The 19151-nt window shown below is 36.3% G+C and carries 9 protein-coding genes; 8 read left to right on the top strand and 1 reads right to left on the bottom strand.

Annotation, left to right across the window (positions count from 1 at the left end; genetic code table 11):
* Positions 1–2118 precede the first annotated feature (2118 nt).
* Positions 2119–2313 carry a hypothetical protein gene (locus SAGCYANO_RS09390; protein ID WP_202219826.1) on the bottom strand — a complete coding sequence of 65 codons (195 nt, stop codon included), beginning with the start codon at positions 2311–2313 and terminating at the stop codon, positions 2119–2121.
* A 389-nt stretch (positions 2314–2702) separates the two neighbouring features.
* Between SAGCYANO_RS09390 and SAGCYANO_RS09385 the strand changes: the two genes are divergently transcribed.
* From SAGCYANO_RS09385 to SAGCYANO_RS09350, 8 genes are all read left to right on the top strand, one after another.
* Complete coding sequence (locus SAGCYANO_RS09385; protein ID WP_202219825.1) at positions 2703–5414, top strand: TIGR03960 family B12-binding radical SAM protein; 2712 nt, start codon at positions 2703–2705, stop codon at positions 5412–5414.
* Between the two features lie 837 nt (positions 5415–6251).
* Positions 6252–6500, top strand: a complete 249-nt coding sequence (locus SAGCYANO_RS09380; RefSeq protein ID WP_307785858.1) for a zinc ribbon domain-containing protein — start codon at positions 6252–6254, stop codon at positions 6498–6500.
* A gap of 717 nt (positions 6501–7217) precedes the next feature.
* Positions 7218–9272, top strand: coding sequence for an Rne/Rng family ribonuclease (locus SAGCYANO_RS09375; protein ID WP_202219824.1), 2055 nt, complete (start codon positions 7218–7220; stop codon positions 9270–9272).
* A 521-nt stretch (positions 9273–9793) separates the two neighbouring features.
* Positions 9794–10414: a ribonuclease HII gene (locus SAGCYANO_RS09370; protein WP_202219823.1), complete on the top strand. Its 621-nt coding sequence runs from the start codon at positions 9794–9796 to the stop codon at positions 10412–10414.
* 1473 nt (positions 10415–11887) lie between these two features.
* On the top strand, positions 11888–13579 hold the full coding sequence (locus SAGCYANO_RS09365) for a S8 family serine peptidase (RefSeq protein ID WP_237396012.1): 1692 nt from the start codon (positions 11888–11890) through the stop codon (positions 13577–13579).
* A gap of 659 nt (positions 13580–14238) precedes the next feature.
* On the top strand, positions 14239–14970 hold the full coding sequence (locus SAGCYANO_RS09360) for a sugar transferase (RefSeq protein ID WP_202219822.1): 732 nt from the start codon (positions 14239–14241) through the stop codon (positions 14968–14970).
* A 469-nt stretch (positions 14971–15439) separates the two neighbouring features.
* Complete coding sequence (gmd, locus tag SAGCYANO_RS09355; RefSeq protein ID WP_202219821.1) at positions 15440–16468, top strand: GDP-mannose 4,6-dehydratase; 1029 nt, start codon at positions 15440–15442, stop codon at positions 16466–16468.
* Positions 16469–17352: 884 nt separating this feature from the next.
* A complete protein-coding gene (locus SAGCYANO_RS09350) occupies positions 17353–18294 on the top strand; it encodes a GDP-L-fucose synthase (protein WP_202219842.1) in 942 nt (313 codons plus the stop codon).
* Positions 18295–19151 lie beyond the last annotated feature (857 nt).

The following is a 19151-nucleotide window of genomic DNA, read 5'->3' as shown; positions in this document are numbered from 1 at the left end:
AAATCATCATTTTGTGAAGCTTCAAAAAAAACGGCAAGGATTTTCCTCTTGCATCCTCAATAAAATCGTGATACAATTTAACCATTGGGTGCGACTCGCCCCTACGCATGACTTTTTATTCAACCCAAAAACAGCATTTCGCCACTGAATATATATAGAGATACTCACCCCATCAAAGCACCAGAAAATCATCATCCTGTAAAGCACTCAGATAAAGAAGTAGCGGACGCAAAATTTACCCGCCCCATCAACACATTCATATATTTACTCATGTAGAAGTCATCGCTATTATTCACAAACCAAAGAAAAGTCATCATTTTGTGAAGCTCAAAAAAACGGCAAGGATTTTCCTCTTGCATCCTCAATAAAATCGTGATACCATGTAATCATTGGGTGTAACTCGCCCCTACACATGACTTTTTATTCAACCCAAAAATAGCATTTCGCCACTGAATATATATAGAGATACTCACCCCATCAAAGCACCAGAAAATCATCATCCTGTGAAGCACTCAGATAAAGAAGTAGCGATCGCACAATTTGCCCGCCCCATCAACACATTCATATAATTTACTGTAACCGCTCAATAATTCGGGGTAAATCGGTAAATTGCAAGGCTCAAATGGCGTAAAATCGTTCCTAAACTGGTAGTCCGCCCCCATTTATTGAGCGGATACTATTTACTCATGTAGAAGTAATGTAGTTACCGCACTCGCTCTACCAACCCTATATTCACAAGCCAAAGAAAAATTATCATCTTGTGAAGCTTCAAAAAAAACGGCAAGGATTTTCCCTTGCATCCTCAAAAAGCGAGTGTGTAATTCCGAGGAGACCTCGGAATGAAAGACACACTCAAGACAAATCGTGATACCATGTAATCATTGTGTGTAACTCGCCCCTACGCATGACTTTTTATTCAACCCAAAAATAGCATTTCGCCACTGAATATATATAGAGATACAGAGATACTCACACCATCAAAGCACCAGAAAATTGTCATCCTGTGAAGCACTCGGATAAAAAAGTAGCGGACGCAAAATTTACCCGCCCCATCAACACATTCATATATTTACTCATGTAGAAGCCATCGCTATTATTCACAAACCAAAGAAAAGTCATCATTTTGTGAAGCTCAAAAAAACGGCAAGGATTTTCCTCTTGCATCCTCAATAAAATCGTGATACCATGTAATCATTGGGTGTAACTCGCCCCTATACATGACTTTTTGTTCAACATTAAAAAACTTATATTTTGCGTTGATACTTAATCCAAAAATCATTACCACTCAGCAACGCCCAAATCAATACTTTTGACTTTAAAATGCATGACTTTTAACTTTCGCGTAGCAGCACTAGCTATTTGTAGCAAATATTTATCAATTTGCTATAAGAACTCAATAAGCAATTTCCCTTTTCCTAGGTAATGCTGCGCAAACAACATAGCTGCCTTCTTCAATGAATTTGACTAAAGTTATCAAAATAACATGGGTCTAAAACCCCGCTTTTAAGGTGAAATATTTTTGGAGAGTTGCTCAAATCCCCGTTACAAAAATAACATCTGACTTCTGACTTCGTTAAAGCACTACACATTAAGGTGTTTGACATGAATAGAAACTGTTTGCGCAGCATTCCGTAGGAAAACCCTTTTGTATTTCCCTGTAGCCTTGTGCGTAGCACTATAAAAGTAATTAAACATTTTAATTAAAACTTATTAAGTTTAGATATTGTGTTAATAATGTAGAAAATAAAGCCTGAAAATAATAAATAATCAACACTCAAAATCTAAATCTAAATCTAAGAAACTTCACTTGCGCCTCTTAAATTTATCTCCAACCAAATCAAATAAATCTACTTCAAAAACTCTAGATAAAATATCAAAATTATATATAAAACCCAGATTTATGCACCCTAAAAAAATATATCATTATAATTAAACTTCATCACTAGATTCAGATACAATCTCAACTAGATAATTGTACCAATTAAAGCATTCACTATCCATTGACCAAAACTATCTATCAATGACTTATATATACCAAAGACCAACAATTGATAGACCTTAGATATAAATTAAATATCTCAAATTTTCAACCAAAATAAAGTTAAAACGATTTGCAGTTTAGATAGTAGGAACAAGCTGAACTCTACCTGCATCCATCTCCTCCATTAATAATTCTAAAGCTTCATAATCTACATCAGAAATATGGCCAAGTCTTGTCAACTCAAAATTGATTTGATTTTCGATTTCAGGAGTCAACCTGCGAAAATAGAGAGCTTTAGATACAAGTTTGCGAATCATACATTTTGCTTCCATTGCTAATAGAAAAACTCTACATAATTAAATTCTCTGCTAAATGCTTACTCTAGTAGGTGATCCAATCCCAGATAAGACAGTGATATTAATCATTTGGACTATAAATAAGGAGTAAATTTTCAATAATTTAGAATTTAGAATTTAGAATTTAGAATTACCTCTCCTTTAAAACGGAATTGATTGACTAATCATGAAATTTTTCCTCTCTTGGTCGATTGGATATGGCGAGGAGACCTCGCCATCCCTCGACCGCTTTTTATCCCCTTAAAAGGGGAGGCTTTATACCACAATTTTTCGGTAATCTGTGAATCATAATTTCACAGTAAGTATAAGTTTTTGGTGTTATCTTGAAATATGTGTGTCCAAAAAATACAAGTTAGGTACAAATAGTGGCAGTAGCAGTAGAGAATTTACTAACATCCGAAATCTTAAAACCTGCTCGTTACCTCGGTAATGAGTTGGGAGCTTTCCATAAACCTTGGGAAAACGCTCAAGTCCGCTGGGTACTGACCTATCCAGAAGTTTATGAAGTAGGAGCTTCTAATTTAGGACATATAATTCTTTATAACATATTAAACTCTCAACCAAGACAACTATGCGATCGCGCGTATTTACCAGCTCCAGACTTAGCACAGAAATTACGAGCTACAGATACCCCACTATTTGCTGTAGAATCAAGGCGATCGCTGACTGACTTTGATATTCTAGGATTTAGCCTCAGTTATGAATTAGGAGCCACAAATATTTTAGAGATGCTAAGTTTGGCAGGTATTCCCCTAACTTGGCAAGAACGAAAATTAACGTCCCACTCTCCTCAAGCACAACAAACCTATCCTTTAATTTTTGCAGGTGGTCAAACAGCAACTTCAAACCCAGAACCTTATGCAGACTTTTTTGACTTTATTGCTCTAGGAGATGGAGAAGAATTACTGCCAGAAATTGGACTAATAGTCGAGCAAGGGAAAACTAATAGACTAACTAGAGAAGAATTATTGTTAGATTTAGCCCAAATTCCTGGGGTGTATGTGCCACAATTTTATGAAATGGCGAAAGATGGTTCTGTGTTTCCCATTCGTAAGGATGTGCCAGAAAAAATATTGCGCCGAGTGGCCGCTCCCATGCCAGCTTATTCTATAGGTTTAGTTCCTTATGTAGAAACAGTCCATGACCGACTGGTGATAGAAGTAAGACGTGGATGTACCAGAGGATGTCGCTTTTGTCAACCAGGTATGTTGACTCGACCAGCAAGAGATGTAGAACCAGAAGAAATAGTAGATACTATTGAAAAGGGTTTGAGAGTTACCGGACATAATGAGTTTTCTTTACTTTCCCTAAGTTGTTCTGATTATCTGGCATTGCCAGCAGTGGGCACTGAAATTAGAAACCGCCTCAAAGATGAAAATATTGCTTTATCTCTACCAAGTCAAAGAGTTGATAGATTTGATGAGAATATTGCCAATATTATTGGTGGTACGAGGCAAAGTAGTCTAACTTTTGCACCAGAAGCAGGCACACAAAGAATGCGGGACATTATTAATAAGGGATTGACAAATGAAGAACTTTTGCGAGGAGTCAAAACCGCTTATGAACAAGGTTGGGATAAAGTTAAGCTCTATTTTATGATTGGTTTACCTGGTGAAACTGATGCGGATGTGTTGGGTATTGCAGAAACCGTTAATTGGTTACAACAAGAGTGCAGAACTAAAGGTCGGAAGAAACTACAGGTGACTCTGACAATTTCCAACTTTACTCCAAAACCTCATACACCTTTTCAGTGGCATTCTGTCTCAGTAGCTGAATTTGAACGTAAACAAGAATTACTGAAGACAGAATTTAGAAGAATCAAAGGTGTAAAGGTAAATTATACCGATGTTCGTATCTCAGCAATGGAAGACTTTCTGGGTAGGGGCGATCGCCGTCTAGCATCTGTAATTCGCCGTGCTTGGGAACGAGGAGCAGGAATGGACTCTTGGTGGGAAAGTTTGGACAGAGCTTTTGCTGCATGGAGTGAAGCTATTGCAGAATCAGACTTGAGTTGGAAATATCGCCAAGTAGAAAATGGTGAGTGGAATGTATTTCATAATACAGAAATTTCTACTGAAATGACTCCCGCTCAAAACCTATCATCTCTACTTGACCAACCTCTACCTTGGGACCATATAGAGACTGGAATTGATAAAAATTGGCTAAAAGAAGATTTGCACAGAGCTTTAGCAGCAATAACTGTTCCGGACTGCTTTTTCGCAACTTGTTCTCATTGTGGTGTATGTGGTCCAGATTTAGGTCATAATATTGTAGTACCGCCTTTGCCTATTCCAGAATTTGATGGTCAGTTTGTGCCAAACCAGAATAAGGTACAACGTCTAAGAGTTTGGCTAGGGAAGTTGGGAGAAATGGCTTTGGTTAGTCATCTAGATTTAGCTCGACTATTCGCTCGTGCAGTTCGTCGTAGCTCTATACCCATTGCTTTTACAGGCGGATATCATCCAAGTCCACGAATTATTCCGGCTAGTGCTTTATCTCTTGGAACAACTAGCACAGGGGAAATTGTGGATTTTGAGTTGACAGAACCAATGGATGTGGTAGCATTTCAAAATAAACTGGGAGCTGCTTTACCAAAAGATATACCTATATATAAGGTTGAAGAAGTAGAGGTAAAGAGTCCTTCTGTATCTCAGATATTGGAAAAAGCAGAATATATTTTGAAGGTCCGGAAAATAGCAGAATCTTCAGAAAATTTAACAAAAGATTTCCACAATCAAACAACTGAAGAAAAGCCAAATTGGCAAGAGTGGGTAGAGGCAATTAATAATAGTGAATCAATTCTGTGGGAACAAACCACAAAATCGGGTAAAGTAAAAGTTATTAACTTACGCGATCGCTTATTTGAGTTGGAGTTTATAGAGTATCCAACCACTGATATTTTTTCTTTAGAAACCAAATGGGACGCTAAAATAGATGGCATTCTTCGTTATGTAGGAAGTTATCAGAATGATGGAACTTTACTAAGACCACAACATATAATTTATATGCTGGAACAAGTAAGCAAACAGGAATTTGAATTACTGCATTCTCACCGGAAAAAGTTGTTTTTGAGGTAATATAAATTAAATAAGAATCTAATGAGTAATTACTTCTAATGTTTAGGAAGGGGACGCATGCCAGTAACTTTTATTATTTCTCAATTATAAAGGTTACTTTTATCTTCCTCAAAATTAATAGCTGAAGTTCGCAGTTCCGACCTTATAAGGCTAGCTAATAGCTGACGGCTGTTTGCGCAGCATGACAAACGGAAATGCTTACGAAAATCCAGTAGGTGAAAGATAATTAGGCATTGATGCCGGAATCGAAAGTTTTGTCGCTACTTCCACAGGAAAGTTAATCAAATAATCAAATCTCCTAAGTTTTTGCTATTGTCAACTGCGCGAGTTTAAATTACTGCAAAGAAGACTTAATAAAAAAAGAAGGGGTTAAGTAATTGGTTAAAACTTCAGAAAAAGATAGCTATAATACATGAAAAATAGCTAATACTAGACGTGATTGGTATTTAAAACTAGCTCATAAACTTTGCGATTTAACAGATAATATTTTTGTAGAAGATATTAACTTTAAGTCTTAGTCTAGAGGAATTGTTAGAAAACAATCTTTAGATAGTGGGTAAGCATTTCCTCCAGAATGCTGCGCAAACAGCCGTCAGCAATCAGCAATCAGCTATTACTTTTAGTTTACTATCAAAGCTTTATTAATTGTCTTACTAGAAAAGTAGGCTCCCTTGACCTTAAAGTCTATTTTAATTTAAACACTGTCCTATATGAGAAAGTCTTGTTGCTGAAGTCCGCAGTTCCGACCACAGGAGGCTAGCTGAAGTCCGCAGTTCCGACCACAGGAGGCTAGCTAATAACTGAATGCTTACGATAGTGGTATAGGTCAATTTATCAATCAAATATTACCTTAATATATACTGGAAAAGAGGTAAGTATTTTGCTAAAATTGATAAAAATCATACATCTCAAAAATGTCCTAAATGCGGGCAGATTGAAAATAAAAAACTCTCTTTTTGCATAGCATTCCGTAAGAATAGAAAACATATTTGTAGCAGTTGTGAATATCAAACTAATCGTGATATAGCTGCTGCAAAAGTAATTAGAAATAGAGGTTTAATAGCCGTGGGGCGCACAGTTAAATAAAAGCGCACCGCCTGCGCGGAGGTTTCCTCAGCGTCAAGAGGGAGCAAGAAGGCTTGTGGAGATGGTCTGATACCACTTTGAAAAAAGAATGCTACAAAAGGGTAGAGTTTTATCGGATATGCTTAGAAATAGCATCTCCAGTTCATTTTAGATATTTATATCTATTGTTTTTCCCTTTTTTTAAATATTTTTCCCCTCTTCCTTCTTCCTTCTTCCTTCTTTCGTACGGACGTTGCATAAGGGCGTCCCTACCATTTGTAACAAACATTTATCACGCTTAGTATGACAGGAGTACAACTCAGTTTACTTGATTTGTTATCTAGCCCGAGAATCTATTAAACAAGAATCTCCCGTTATAATCGCCCTTATTTAATGGCGAAAGCGTCAACTAATTCTAAGTGCCTGAAAAATTAAATACTTTAAACGATTTAATAGAACCGATCAAAAAATGAAGATTTGTAAAAAATTGGATTATTTTTAGTGTGAATAATTGAAAATACCGTAATATATAATTTGGTGAAACTATTCAAATTGGTAAGGGTAAACTGAAGCATAAACTACTCAAAACCAGACCAAGCATTATCAAAAAAAAAGAAGTAAAATTCACCGAAAAAACAAGCATTGTAGTGAATATTCACGATTAAAAATAACCTAAATAACACCAAAGGTGACTTAATCCATAGCGCCACATTTTTATTAAGCAATTGAGGGAATTGAATGCCAAAGCAAATAATTATTGCCGAGCAACATAGAATTGCTGCGGTATTTTCTGAAGACCAAATACAAGAACTTGTCGTTGCTACAGGCAGCCATCAAGTTAGTGATATATACCTAGGAGTAGTAGAAAATGTACTACCTGGGATAGATGCAGCATTTGTAAACATTGGAGATCCAGAGCGCAACGGATTTATTCATGTTAGCGATTTAGGGCCATTAAGATTAAAACGGTCTTCCGGTGCAATAACAGAACTACTTACACCCCAACAAAAAGTCCTGGTGCAAGTAATGAAAGAACCCACTGGTACAAAAGGACCACGCTTAACAGGCAACATAACTCTACCAGGCCGTTATTTAGTCCTAATGCCTTATGGACGAGGTGTCAACCTATCCCGACGTATTCGTTCTGAAAACGAAAGAAATCGCCTCAGAGCATTAGCGATTTTAATCAAACCAGCAGGTATGGGACTATTAGTCCGTACTGAAGCAGAAGGAATGGAAGAAGAAGCAATTCTAGAAGATTTAGAACTCTTGCAGAAACAGTGGGAAACAGTCCAAATGGAAGGCAACTCCAATAGAGCACCTGCACTACTAAATCGTGATAGTGACTTTATTCAACGAGTCCTGCGGGATATGTATAACACAGATGTAAATAGGATTGTAGTGGACTCCAATGAAGCAGTAAAGCGAGTCAAAAAACACCTGCTTAACTGGAGCGGTGGCAAACCACTACAAGTTTTAATTGATTATCATAGCGATCGTATCCCCATTCTAGAATATTTCCGCGTTAATGCAGCCATTCGAGAAGCTCTTAGACCCAGAGTGGACTTACCCTCTGGTGGTTACATTATTATCCAACCGACTGAAGCACTAACTGTAATAGATGTCAACTCCGGTTCTTTCACACGCTCCGCTACAGCTCGCGAAACAGTACTTTGGACAAATTGTGAAGCAGCTACAGAAATAGCCCGTCAACTACGCCTGCGTAATATTGCTGGAGTCATTATTGTTGACTTTATTGATATGGACTCACGGCGAGACCAATTACAAGTTCTTGAACACTTTAATCAAGTTCTCAAAGCTGATAAAGCCAGACCTCAAATAGCTCAGTTATCAGAATTGGGGTTAGTTGAGTTGACTCGTAAACGCCAAGGTCAAAATGTATATGAACTTTTCGGTCACACTTGTCCTAGCTGTAATGGATTAGGACATTTAGTTCGTTTACCAGGGGAATCAGAAACTCCCATGGAAGAAGTTAATTTGCCTGTGGTTAGTCGTACCCCAGAGGTCGAAGAAACCACAAGACCTGTAACTATTGCTCCTCCAACTTTAGTAACAGCAACTCAGACCCCTAATGGGGAAACTACACAGCGGTATCAAGAAGTAGAACCTACTAATCATTCCTCAGACTTAGAATTGTTGAATCATCCTAGTTATCAAGAATCTAACCGACGGCGACGACGGCGGCGAGTAGTAGTAGGTGAAACAATGCAAGATGAATCATTGGAATTGCAAGAAAGAGAAATGGGTACAGAGATGGAATATCCTACGCTTTCAGAAGGATATCCAATTACAGCACCCAATCGACGCCCGGGAAGAGAGATAATTAGACCTATTACTGAACCTCCAGAGATAGTGAAAGTAGAAATGACTCCTGATGAGCAAGATGTGTATGCTTTGATGGGTATTTCTCCAATCACACTTTTAGAAGAGGGAACGGTAAAAAATCCTAAATCAGTAATTATTTCTATTCAGGAACCAGGGGAAAATAGTATTAGAGAAATAGCAGAAAAAAAAGAAGATGTTGAGTTGGAGTCAGTAGTAGAGTACGAAGAGAATAATAACGATGAGGATAGGGAATTAGAAGAGGTTGACTCATCAATTTCTTTAGAACCAGAAGATCAAAGTGATTTTGATAGTGATGAGGAAGATGGTCAGTACGAGGCAGAATTGAGTGATTCAGATGTCGATCTAAGTTCAGATAGCAATGACTCTGATGATTCCGGGCCAATTCGGCGTCGTCGCCGTCGTTCTTCAGCAGCTACAGAAGAATAAACAGAATTTATATTCATAGCAGGGAACAGTGTTCAACAATTAATAATTATTAATTATTAATTATTACCTCTCCTTGAAAGCGGATAGGATTGACGCAAAAGGGAAAATTTTTTCTCCTTTAAATGAGAGGCTTTAAACCTTAATTATTCGGTAAAAGCTTTTCTCTGTCTCAGGTTAATCGTCAATCTCTGTCAAACACCAACTCGTTCCTTGCTATATCTATAACCTCAGTTCTGTAATACCAATTTGAAAAAAAATGCTACGCTTAAGTGAAACTTCAGTTATTAAGTAATTAACATATAATGAAGATTTTTTTGATAATTATTAACCAGTTATTGTTAATTATTCTGATGTTTACCGAGAAATTGTGATCTAAATCCTCTCCTTTTAAGGGGATAAAAAAAAAGAGAATATTCCTTATGTCAAGCTTCCTTATTGCAGAGGTACTGATAACTGATAACTGATAACTGATAACTGAAATGGCTTCTCCCCTACTCCCCTACTCCCCTACTCAAGAATAAATGGTATACCCTATTAATATAATTGAACCTTTTACTGCTGGTGTGGATGAAGTAGGACGTGGAGCATTATTTGGACCTGTAGTAGCAGCAGCAGTAATTTTGCCAGAATTGGATGATTTGCCATCCCCTTTTTCCCTCTATAAGGGAGGTGAAATAACAGATAGTAAGAAATTAACAAAAAAGCGTCGTTGTAGTTTGGCTAATGAGATTCAAGCTATAGCTTTGGATTGTAAAATTGGTATAGCTTCTGTGCGCGAGATTGACCGCTTGAACATTTTACAAGCTTCTTTATTGGCTATGAAGCGAGCTGTCCTCAAGTTGAAATATAGGCCAAATTTGGTTTTGGTTGATGGGAATCAGCAAATTAAAGATTTGTCTATACCTCAGAAAGCTATTGTTAAAGGAGATACTAAGTGTTTGGCGATCGCTGCTGCAAGTATTGTGGCTAAAGTCTGGCGAGATACATTGATTATACGTTTGGCAAAAAAGTATCCTGTTTATGACTTGACTAATAACAAAGGTTATGGTACTCCTAAACACAAGCAAGGAATATTAAATTATGGGCTATCGTCTCAACATCGGCTCTCATTTAGTCCTTGTCAGCCTTCTCTATTTACCTGATGAAAAATAAATTTTTATAAAGATACAATAATCAAGGAGATAGAGTACTCAAAAATTTAAACAATAACGAACGAAGGTAAATAGGAAAAAACCTATTTTAAGGGAATAGCAAATCAAAAAAATCAATAAAAGATTAGAGTAATAGCAGAAGGAAAAAGGAAGAAGGAAGAGGGAAGAAGGAAAAATATTGCTTTGTCTGAGTTTTAAGCTTTTGATCTGCCCTAACTTTTCCTTCTACTGCTATAAAACTATCAGATGGTAATATTTATCTGAGTAATAAAGTTGCTCTTTGTATACAAAAAGTAAAGAGTAATTGACAAAATTGAGAATTACAGCAGTTTTCATTTGGGTAAACCACAGTAGGGGCGTTAACGATAGTTATGCGAAGCAAATGGCCATTTGCGTTCCGCAAAGCTGCGAATGGCTCCCCTACAGGATTTTTGCTTGTGAAGATGTGGTTCATCAAGAGCGAAAAGCGCTGTAAACGGTAAGGATGATTTTCAAAAAATCAGAGAAAAGAGACGATAAAACCCACATTCCGCACCACAAAATGTAGTAGAAAAATAAGTCAAAAGTCATGCATTCAAAAGTCATGCATTAAGAAGGAAGTAAGAAGTAAGAAGTAAGTAAGCATTCAGCCGTCAGCCAGCCTCCTATGGTCGGAACTACGTTATCAGCTATCAGCTATTGCTTTTAGTTTAGGATAAAAGTTTTATTAATTGTCTTACTATAAAAGTTGCCTCCCTTGCCCTTAAAGTCTATATTAATTTAAACACTGTCCTAGTATGAGAGAGTCTTGTTGCTGATAGCTGAGAGCTAATAGCTGAATGCTTACAGAAGTAAATTATGGTGGTCAATAGGAGTCAAGGATTCAGTAAGTGTTTATGCTGGCATAAGTAATCTGAGAATTTGACTCTCGATTGAGGTAAATGAAGATAATTTATATAGTATAAATACCTAAGCAAGCTAAGGATTTTATACTAATTTTTATGTTACGCTCTTGAAGTGCGGAATGTGGGATAAAATATCAACCCAAAACTCTTAATAAAGTTATGCTTAAAATTAAAAATAAAGTGTAAATAAAGGCAAGTAAAAAGACAGTAAAAATAATTATTAAAAAGCTGAATATGAAATGGAAAATAATTAAGATAGGAATGAGTAATATCAAGTCTCATTAATTAGCCATAATAAAAATGTTTTCTCTGATAAATTTCTCCCTGTTCCCTGTTCCGTATTCCCTGTTACCTAAAATTTTTATTGTGGGTATTCAAAGAGACATGATATAAGACTCCTAATGAATAGGAATAATCAGAAAGAATAACTTTTAAAAATTGCCAAACCAAGATAATTAATTTTTAGGATTTTAAATGAAATGTAAGAAATCAGGAATAAAGAGAAAATATTATTTGACCAAAAATAAATAAAGCACGTCTATACTAAAAATTAGCGTCAACACAATAAAAGAATACAATAATGGCTCCTAGTTCTGATGGTTTCTCTTATTTATTAGATAACGACCCTAATAACTTTATTGTACCCGTAAATTTACTGAATCCATACCCAGGAGGTCTACAAGCTCTAGATGGTAATGATACAGTAATAGGTTCATCAAATCCTGAACTAATTAATGGTAATAAAGGCAACGACAACCTATTTGGTGGGGACGGTTCTGATACTTTACGAGGAGGTAGAGATAATGATTTAATTTATGCTAACCAAGGTAACGATCTAATTTTTGGAGAAATTGGTAGCGATACAATTTATGGAGAAATTGGTAACGATACAATGTTTGGGGGTAAAGAAAACGATATTTTATTAGGTGGAGATGGTAACGATTTAATTTCTGGAGACTTAGGAAAAGATACATTAATTGGAGGAGCAGGGAATGACACATTTGTGCTGCGAGAACCTCAAAGCAATAATATAGATGCGGCAGACATTATTGATGATTTTGATGCTAATTTTGACAGAATTAAAATACCAGAAAACTTAACAGAAAATGACATCTTATTAACAGCAGATTCTTTATCGGGGGATACATTAATTCAAGTTCAGACAAATGGCTTAATCTTAGCAAGAGTTAAAGCAATATCTGACACAGAACTTATTGAAAGTCGCTTAATTTTTGGGGATACTATAAGTATAAATGAAGTTCCACAAACAGCTAGTTCTATACAGTCAAGCTTTAACAGTACTTTTGGATATGGTTTAGTCGATGCCTCAGCAGCAGTGGCCAGTGCTATTGGAACTGCCCCTTTTCCAGATATTCCAGATGTCGGCGGAAATCAGTGGGGACTAGATTTAGTTAAAGCACCAGAAGTTTGGAATCAAGGTTTTCAGGGAGAAGGTATTGTAGTAGCTGTCATTGATAGTGGTGTAGATAATACCCATCCTGAATTAACAGGGCAAATGTGGAGCAATAGCGACGAGATTCCCAACAATGGTATTGATGATGATGACAATGGTTATATAGATGATACCTGGGGCTGGGATTTTGTAAATGATGATAATGACCCAATGGATGAAGAAAGTCATGGAACTCATATAGCAGGTACAATTGCTGCCAAGAGAGATGGAATAGGAACAACTGGAGTAGCTCCAAATGCTGAAATTATGTCTCTCCGGGTACTAAATGATGAAGGAGTCGGTAGAGTTAGCGATGGAATATCAGCTATTCGCTATGCTGTTGATAATGGAGCAGATGTAATTAACTTTAGTTCTGGTGGAAGAAATTTAGTTAGCAGGGAACTCGATGCCATTCGTTATGCTGCCGATCGAGGTGTTGTATTTGTTTCTGCCGCAGGTAATGATAGTTTAAGCAGTCCTGATTATCCAGCAAGATTAGCTGATGAATATGGAATTGCAGTTGGGTCAGTAGATCGAAATGCCCAATTTTCTTCTTTCTCTAATAAAGCTGGTAGCGAACTGGATTATGTTGTGGCCCCTGGAGGAAATGGTTTTCCTGAAGATGCAGGAGATATTTATGGACCTGTAGTTCCTTCAATAACTGGTAATTTATATAGTTTCTTTGCTGGTACTTCTATGGCAACGCCTCATGTTGCAGGTGTCGCAGCTTTAATTAAACAAGCTAATCCTAGTTTATCTGTTGAGGAAATTGAGAATATAATTATTGAGACTGCTAATTCTACGACTGTTAGTGTTTGACCTATTAGTAGTTGAACAACTATGCATCCCAGATGTAGAAAATCACATTAGACCCCTCTGGAAAAGAGGGAGTAGGGAGTAGAGAGTAGGGAGTAGGGGGAAAGAATTGATGATTTTTGTGCGATAATTGATCTTATTTTTGATTATCACTAGATGTCTATTTTGACATCCTCCCTACACTGCTCTGCGAGACAGCGCGGGATTCCCATCTATCATTCAAACAGACACTTGCTGAACGAACGACTCAGGGCGGTTTGACACCTCGCTGGAAAATGCTGACTTGCCTGTTACCACGCTTCCTCCATGTCCGTTTAATTTCTCCGAAGACTGATACTGCGAGCCCAGCAGCCTTATTATATTGATAATAGCATATTATTTTAAGAACCACAACATTGATTGGTTTTCCTCCCGACGCTCCCCTGACCGGAGAGCGCGGGTCTCCAACCAACGTTGAAATAATCCTGATGATTAATCTTGAGATTAAAACAAATCTTTGATTTGTATAAAGTTTATTAATATAGACACGGAAGAATCTGAAGCGAGAGGGAAATAATTGTCCTTTTTCAAAATAAGTCATCTTTTTCGTAACTAAAATTTCCCTCTATTTCGCTATAAGCTTTATGATCAGGACTGTGTGTGGTGTGAAGTGAAGGAGTAAGATGACTGCCGATAGCCAATTCATCTCTGGCAAGGTAATTAGAGGGTTTACAGGACGTGGTTTTCAACCTTTCCTCTCCAGAGATAGACAAAAAAGTCGATTTCTAGAGGGCCTAGAGGTAGGGTTTTATAAACGATTATTTGATATCCTGTTCTCTCTGTCGGTTCTGATATTGTTTGCCCCCGTTTACCTGTTTATAGCTTTACTAATTGTCTTTAGCTCACCTGGATCGGTTTTTTATGTTCAAGAAAGAGTGGGTAAAAATCGAAAGCTTTTCCGTTGTTTGAAGTTTAGAACTATGGTGAAAAATGCAGATGAAATGTTAGGAGAAATTATGGAAACATCTCCTCATCTGCGCCAAGAATTTCAAGAAAGTTTTAAATTAAAACATGACCCTAGAATTACATGGATAGGTAAATTTCTTAGGGTGACGAGTTTAGATGAATTTCCCCAATTTTGGAATGTTTTGAAAGGTGATATGAGCGTTGTAGGGCCTAGACCATTAGTGGTTGAGGAACTACCAAAATACGGTCATCACATGGATAAAATTCTGACCATCAAACCGGGAATTACAGGTTTATGGCAAGTTTCTGGTCGGAATGACATTCCCTATCCTAAGAGAGTTCAAATCGACCTTTTTTATGTAAACTTCAGAAATTTTTGGATAGATATATGGATTATGTTTAAAACAATTGGTATTGTTGTTTTCCCAAAAAACAATGGTGCTTACTAAGGCTTGTCATTAATGACTAAGTGATTTAAAATCAACTGAAGTTATTATGGGGTTAGAGGTTGATAGTATTTTTCCAACTATTATCTTTCTAACCCAAATTTATAAGTTTAAATATAGCAGGGAACAGGGAACAGGGAACAGGGAACAGGGAACAGTGAGAAAAGAATTTATCTGTCTAAGATTTATCACCAGTCTATGTCCTAACCAACTCGTACCTTGCTATAAAATCTGTTTTATTTCCTTGAGAGAAATAGTATTTTTCAAGGAATCAAGTTGATGAATATTAACTCAAAGCTCTTGGTTATGAGAACAATTTTAGGTTAGTCTAGATATCTGGGAATGGTAGAGAGTATAACCCTACTATTAAGCAAAAAAATAAATATATATTTATTGCTTTTGCACTGTAGCGATGGAACTAATTATTATGGACATTCCCTGCCAATTTATTACCTTGTAAATATTAACTCCAATGACTGAAAAGAAACGAGCGCTAATTACTGGTATTACAGGTCAAGATGGTTCATACTTGAGCGAATTTTTGTTAGAGAAGGACTATGAGGTTCACGGTATTATTAGACGTAGTTCTAGTTTCAATACAAATAGAATAGACCATATTTATCAAGACCCTCACAATCCCCATGTTAGTTTATTTCTGCATTATGGAGATTTAACTGATGGAACTACTATACGCCGTATCCTTGAAGAAGTTAGACCAGTAGAAATATATAATTTGGGCGCCCAGTCCCATGTGAGAGTGAGCTTCGATTCTCCAGAGTATACCGTAGATACAGTAGCAATGGGCGCTCTACGTTTACTAGAAGCAATTCGAGACTACCAATATCGTACTGGAATTGAAGTCCGTTTCTATCAAGCTGGTTCTTCTGAAATGTTTGGTAAAGTTCAGGAAGTACCTCAGAAGGAAACTACGCCTTTTTATCCTCGTAGTCCTTATTCTTGTGCTAAAGTTTATGCCCACTGGCAAACTCTAAATTACAGAGAATCATACAATCTCTTTGCTTGTAATGGCATATTGTTTAACCATGAAAGTCCACGTCGGGGAGAAACTTTTGTAACTCGCAAAATTACTCGTGCTGTAGCTAGAATTGTAGCAGGTAAACAGAAGAAACTCTATCTTGGTAATCTAGATTCTAAGCGAGATTGGGGATATGCAAAGGATTATGTCAGAGCTATGTGGATGATGCTACAACAGGAGCAACCAGATGATTATGTGATTGCTACTAATGAAACTCATTCTATTAAGGAATTTCTAGAAATAGCATTTACTCATGTTAATCTAAATTGGCAGGATTATGTAGAGTTTGATGCTCGTTATTTACGCCCTGCAGAAGTAGATTTATTGATTGGTGATTGTACAAAGGCAAAAGAAAAATTAGGTTGGCAGCCATCGGTTACGTTTACAGAGTTAGTACATTTGATGGTTGATTCTGACATTAAAGCTTTGGAAAAATCTACTATGGTTGGTAGTGGGTTTGATTAAAGTTTTTTGCCTAAATTTAGGCTCGTAATTACTGTTGAAGTCAATCTTTAATTATTTTGAAGTGATACTTATTTAGCTGATTTTTTTGCGCTATATAACTAAAAGTTGACAAAAAGTTGGGACTTTAAAATCTGCTCTGCTGAAAAGTAAAAAAAATGGGGTGTATCTATAAAATTAATCTGAGTTCCAGTAGTCAATAATTTATAGAATAACATCCCTAATCAATTAAGATAAATGAACTCGAAAATTTGTATTACTAATAAGATGGCAGAGAGCTACAGTTATATTGAGGAGAATTAATGATTTTTAAGGTTTTAAATAGATGTGAAATAAAGTTAGGCATTAGAACTAAGAAACTGAATGCCTTGTAGAAATTTATAGATAGTTTGCTATACCTAAATATCAGGGTCATTTAATTCTAGATTTTAGCAATGAATTTATTGATTTTCAGGCAGTGAAAGATAAATTTCCTCAAGCTTGAAATAACGTGATTTCGTCAATAAATAAAATGGCACAGTTTAGAATGAAATAGCTCTGACCTGAATATGAGGAATATAATCAACTTTAAAGTGATAAATAAGGTTCTGATAAACTGCAAAAATATCTCAGAACAATTCTAAATTTTCAGGAAAATATGACAAATTAAATTGAACTACTATAAATGCCAAACGATTGGTAAACTTGAGAAGAGAAAATCAGCAATATATAATATCAATTACATTCCTCAACTGGCAAATAGAGGATTTTTCCTATAACTTCATATCAGTCTAATTTCTGAGATACTAATATTGCATCGCTTGTTTTTCCAAACTGACTGATTCTAATTCCCTAAACCCTAGACTTAATGTTTGATGAATATCAATCTCGGAGATTTTTATGACTAAATTAGAGTTAGAAAACAAAAAATTCTAGTAACAGGTGGATCTGGTTTTCTTGGACGCCAAGTTTTAGATCAACTTCATCAGGCAGGAGCTAATCCTAATCAGATTACTATACCGCGATCGCGTGATTATGACCTTTGTACCTTAGAAGCTTGTCAAAAAGTAGTTGATGGACAAGATATTGTAATTCATCTTGCTGCTCATGTAGGTGGTATTGGTTTGAATCAAGAAAAACCTGCTGAGTTATTTTATGACAATCTAATGATGGGGGTTCAATTAATTGATTCTGCTTATAAATCAGGTGTAGAAAAATTTGTTTGTGTAGGTACAATATGTGCTTATCCTAAATTTACTCCTGTTCCATTTAAAGAAGAAGACCTTTGGATTGGTTATCCAGAAGAAACTAATGCTCCTTATGGTATTGCTAAGAAAGCTCTTTTAGTTCAATTAGAAGCTTATCGTCAACAGTACGGTTTTAATGGAGTTTATTTACTACCTGTTAATTTGTATGGCCCTGAAGATAATTTTAATCCAAAGAGTTCCCATGTTATTCCTGCTTTGATTAAAAAAGTGCATGAAGCACAAATTAGAGGGGATAAAGAATTACCTGTTTGGGGTGATGGTAGTCCTAGTCGTGAATTTTTATACTCTACAGATGCGGCTAGAGGAATTGTTATGGCAACTCAATTTTACAATGAATCTGAACCTATTAATTTAGGAACTAATTATGAGGTAAAGATTCGTGATTTAGTAGAGTTAATTTGCGATCTAATGGAATTTCAAGGAGAAATAATTTGGGAAACTGATAAACCAAATGGTCAACCTAGAAGATGTTTGGATACACAAAAAGCAAAAGAAAAGTTTGGTTTTATTGCTAATGTAGATTTTAAGCAAGGACTGAAGAATACAATAGAATGGTATCGAGAAAATGCTGACCAAGTTTAAAGGTATAGATTTTATCTTTTATAGTTAGTTGACATAATATCGAGCTGAAGGAAACTATCTTTCAGCTTTTATTATATAGTTAAAAGCTTTTCTGGGTAAAATTTACTATAGATTTATTAAAAATATCGGGAAATTCAGGTTGTAAGTAATCCAAAATCGATAGAAGTAAAATTCAAATTAGTTTATAGCTTCGATGGGTGCCATGAGATAAAAAAATTGGGATTTAGAGGACCAAATAAAAAAAAATTATCTTTATCCCTATATGGGTTTAATACCCCACCGTCAGCGGGGGTGTAAATGTGGTTGTCGGGGGACCAATTCCCATCGACCCCATTCTCCTGACTCCTGACTCTTGATATCATGTCCGGATAATTAGGGTTTGCGCTTCACTAGTCTTTTTTAAGGAGTAGGGGAGTAGGGGAGTAGGGGAGTAGGGGAGTAGGGGAGTAGGGGAGAATTTTTTTGCCCAACTCTCGCCCAAAATACGCTCTTTCTTTGAGCATGAAGAGTTGAAAATCAGGTACAATTTCTAGACCTAAAAAGTCTAAAACCTTTACCTGTAAATGCTTTGATATTTATGAGCGCAAGCCCTAATTAGTGATAAAAAAACTTTCTCCTTCTTTTATTCTTTCTTCCCTCCTGAATTCAGAATTCAGCAATTCAGCAATTCTGAGTAGTTTATTTATAACTGTTCAACCGGACATGATATGACTCCTTCTTCAAAGCGTTTTTCAAGCTACTGAAGTACAGTTGTTTTTGTTCTTTTTTCTCTTGATGTACTACCAGGTGCGTCTGTCACCGATGCAGGGTTGCACCTCTATTCCCAGTTTCCCTAATTAGGGCTTGCGCTCATAAAG

This window comes from Okeania sp. KiyG1 (assembly GCF_014132355.1).
In the GTDB taxonomy this organism is placed as follows: Bacteria; Cyanobacteriota; Cyanobacteriia; order Cyanobacteriales; family Microcoleaceae; genus Okeania.
Note: the sequence above shows the minus strand (reverse complement) of the source record. Positions and strands in the feature narration are given on the sequence as shown.

Bases quoted from the DNA above. Each gene is read 5' to 3' on its own strand.
- SAGCYANO_RS09370 (WP_202219823.1), top strand. From the start codon at position 9,794: ATGGTATACCCTATTAATATAATTGAACCTTTTACTGCTGGTGTGGAT.
- SAGCYANO_RS09365 (WP_237396012.1), top strand. From the start codon at position 11,888: ATGGCTCCTAGTTCTGATGGTTTCTCTTATTTATTAGATAACGACCCT.
- SAGCYANO_RS09360 (WP_202219822.1), top strand. From the start codon at position 14,239: ATGACTGCCGATAGCCAATTCATCTCTGGCAAGGTAATTAGAGGGTTT.
- SAGCYANO_RS09375 (WP_202219824.1), top strand. From the start codon at position 7,218: ATGCCAAAGCAAATAATTATTGCCGAGCAACATAGAATTGCTGCGGTA.
- gmd (WP_202219821.1), top strand. From the start codon at position 15,440: ATGACTGAAAAGAAACGAGCGCTAATTACTGGTATTACAGGTCAAGAT.
- SAGCYANO_RS09390 (WP_202219826.1), bottom strand. From the start codon at position 2,313: ATGGAAGCAAAATGTATGATTCGCAAACTTGTATCTAAAGCTCTCTAT.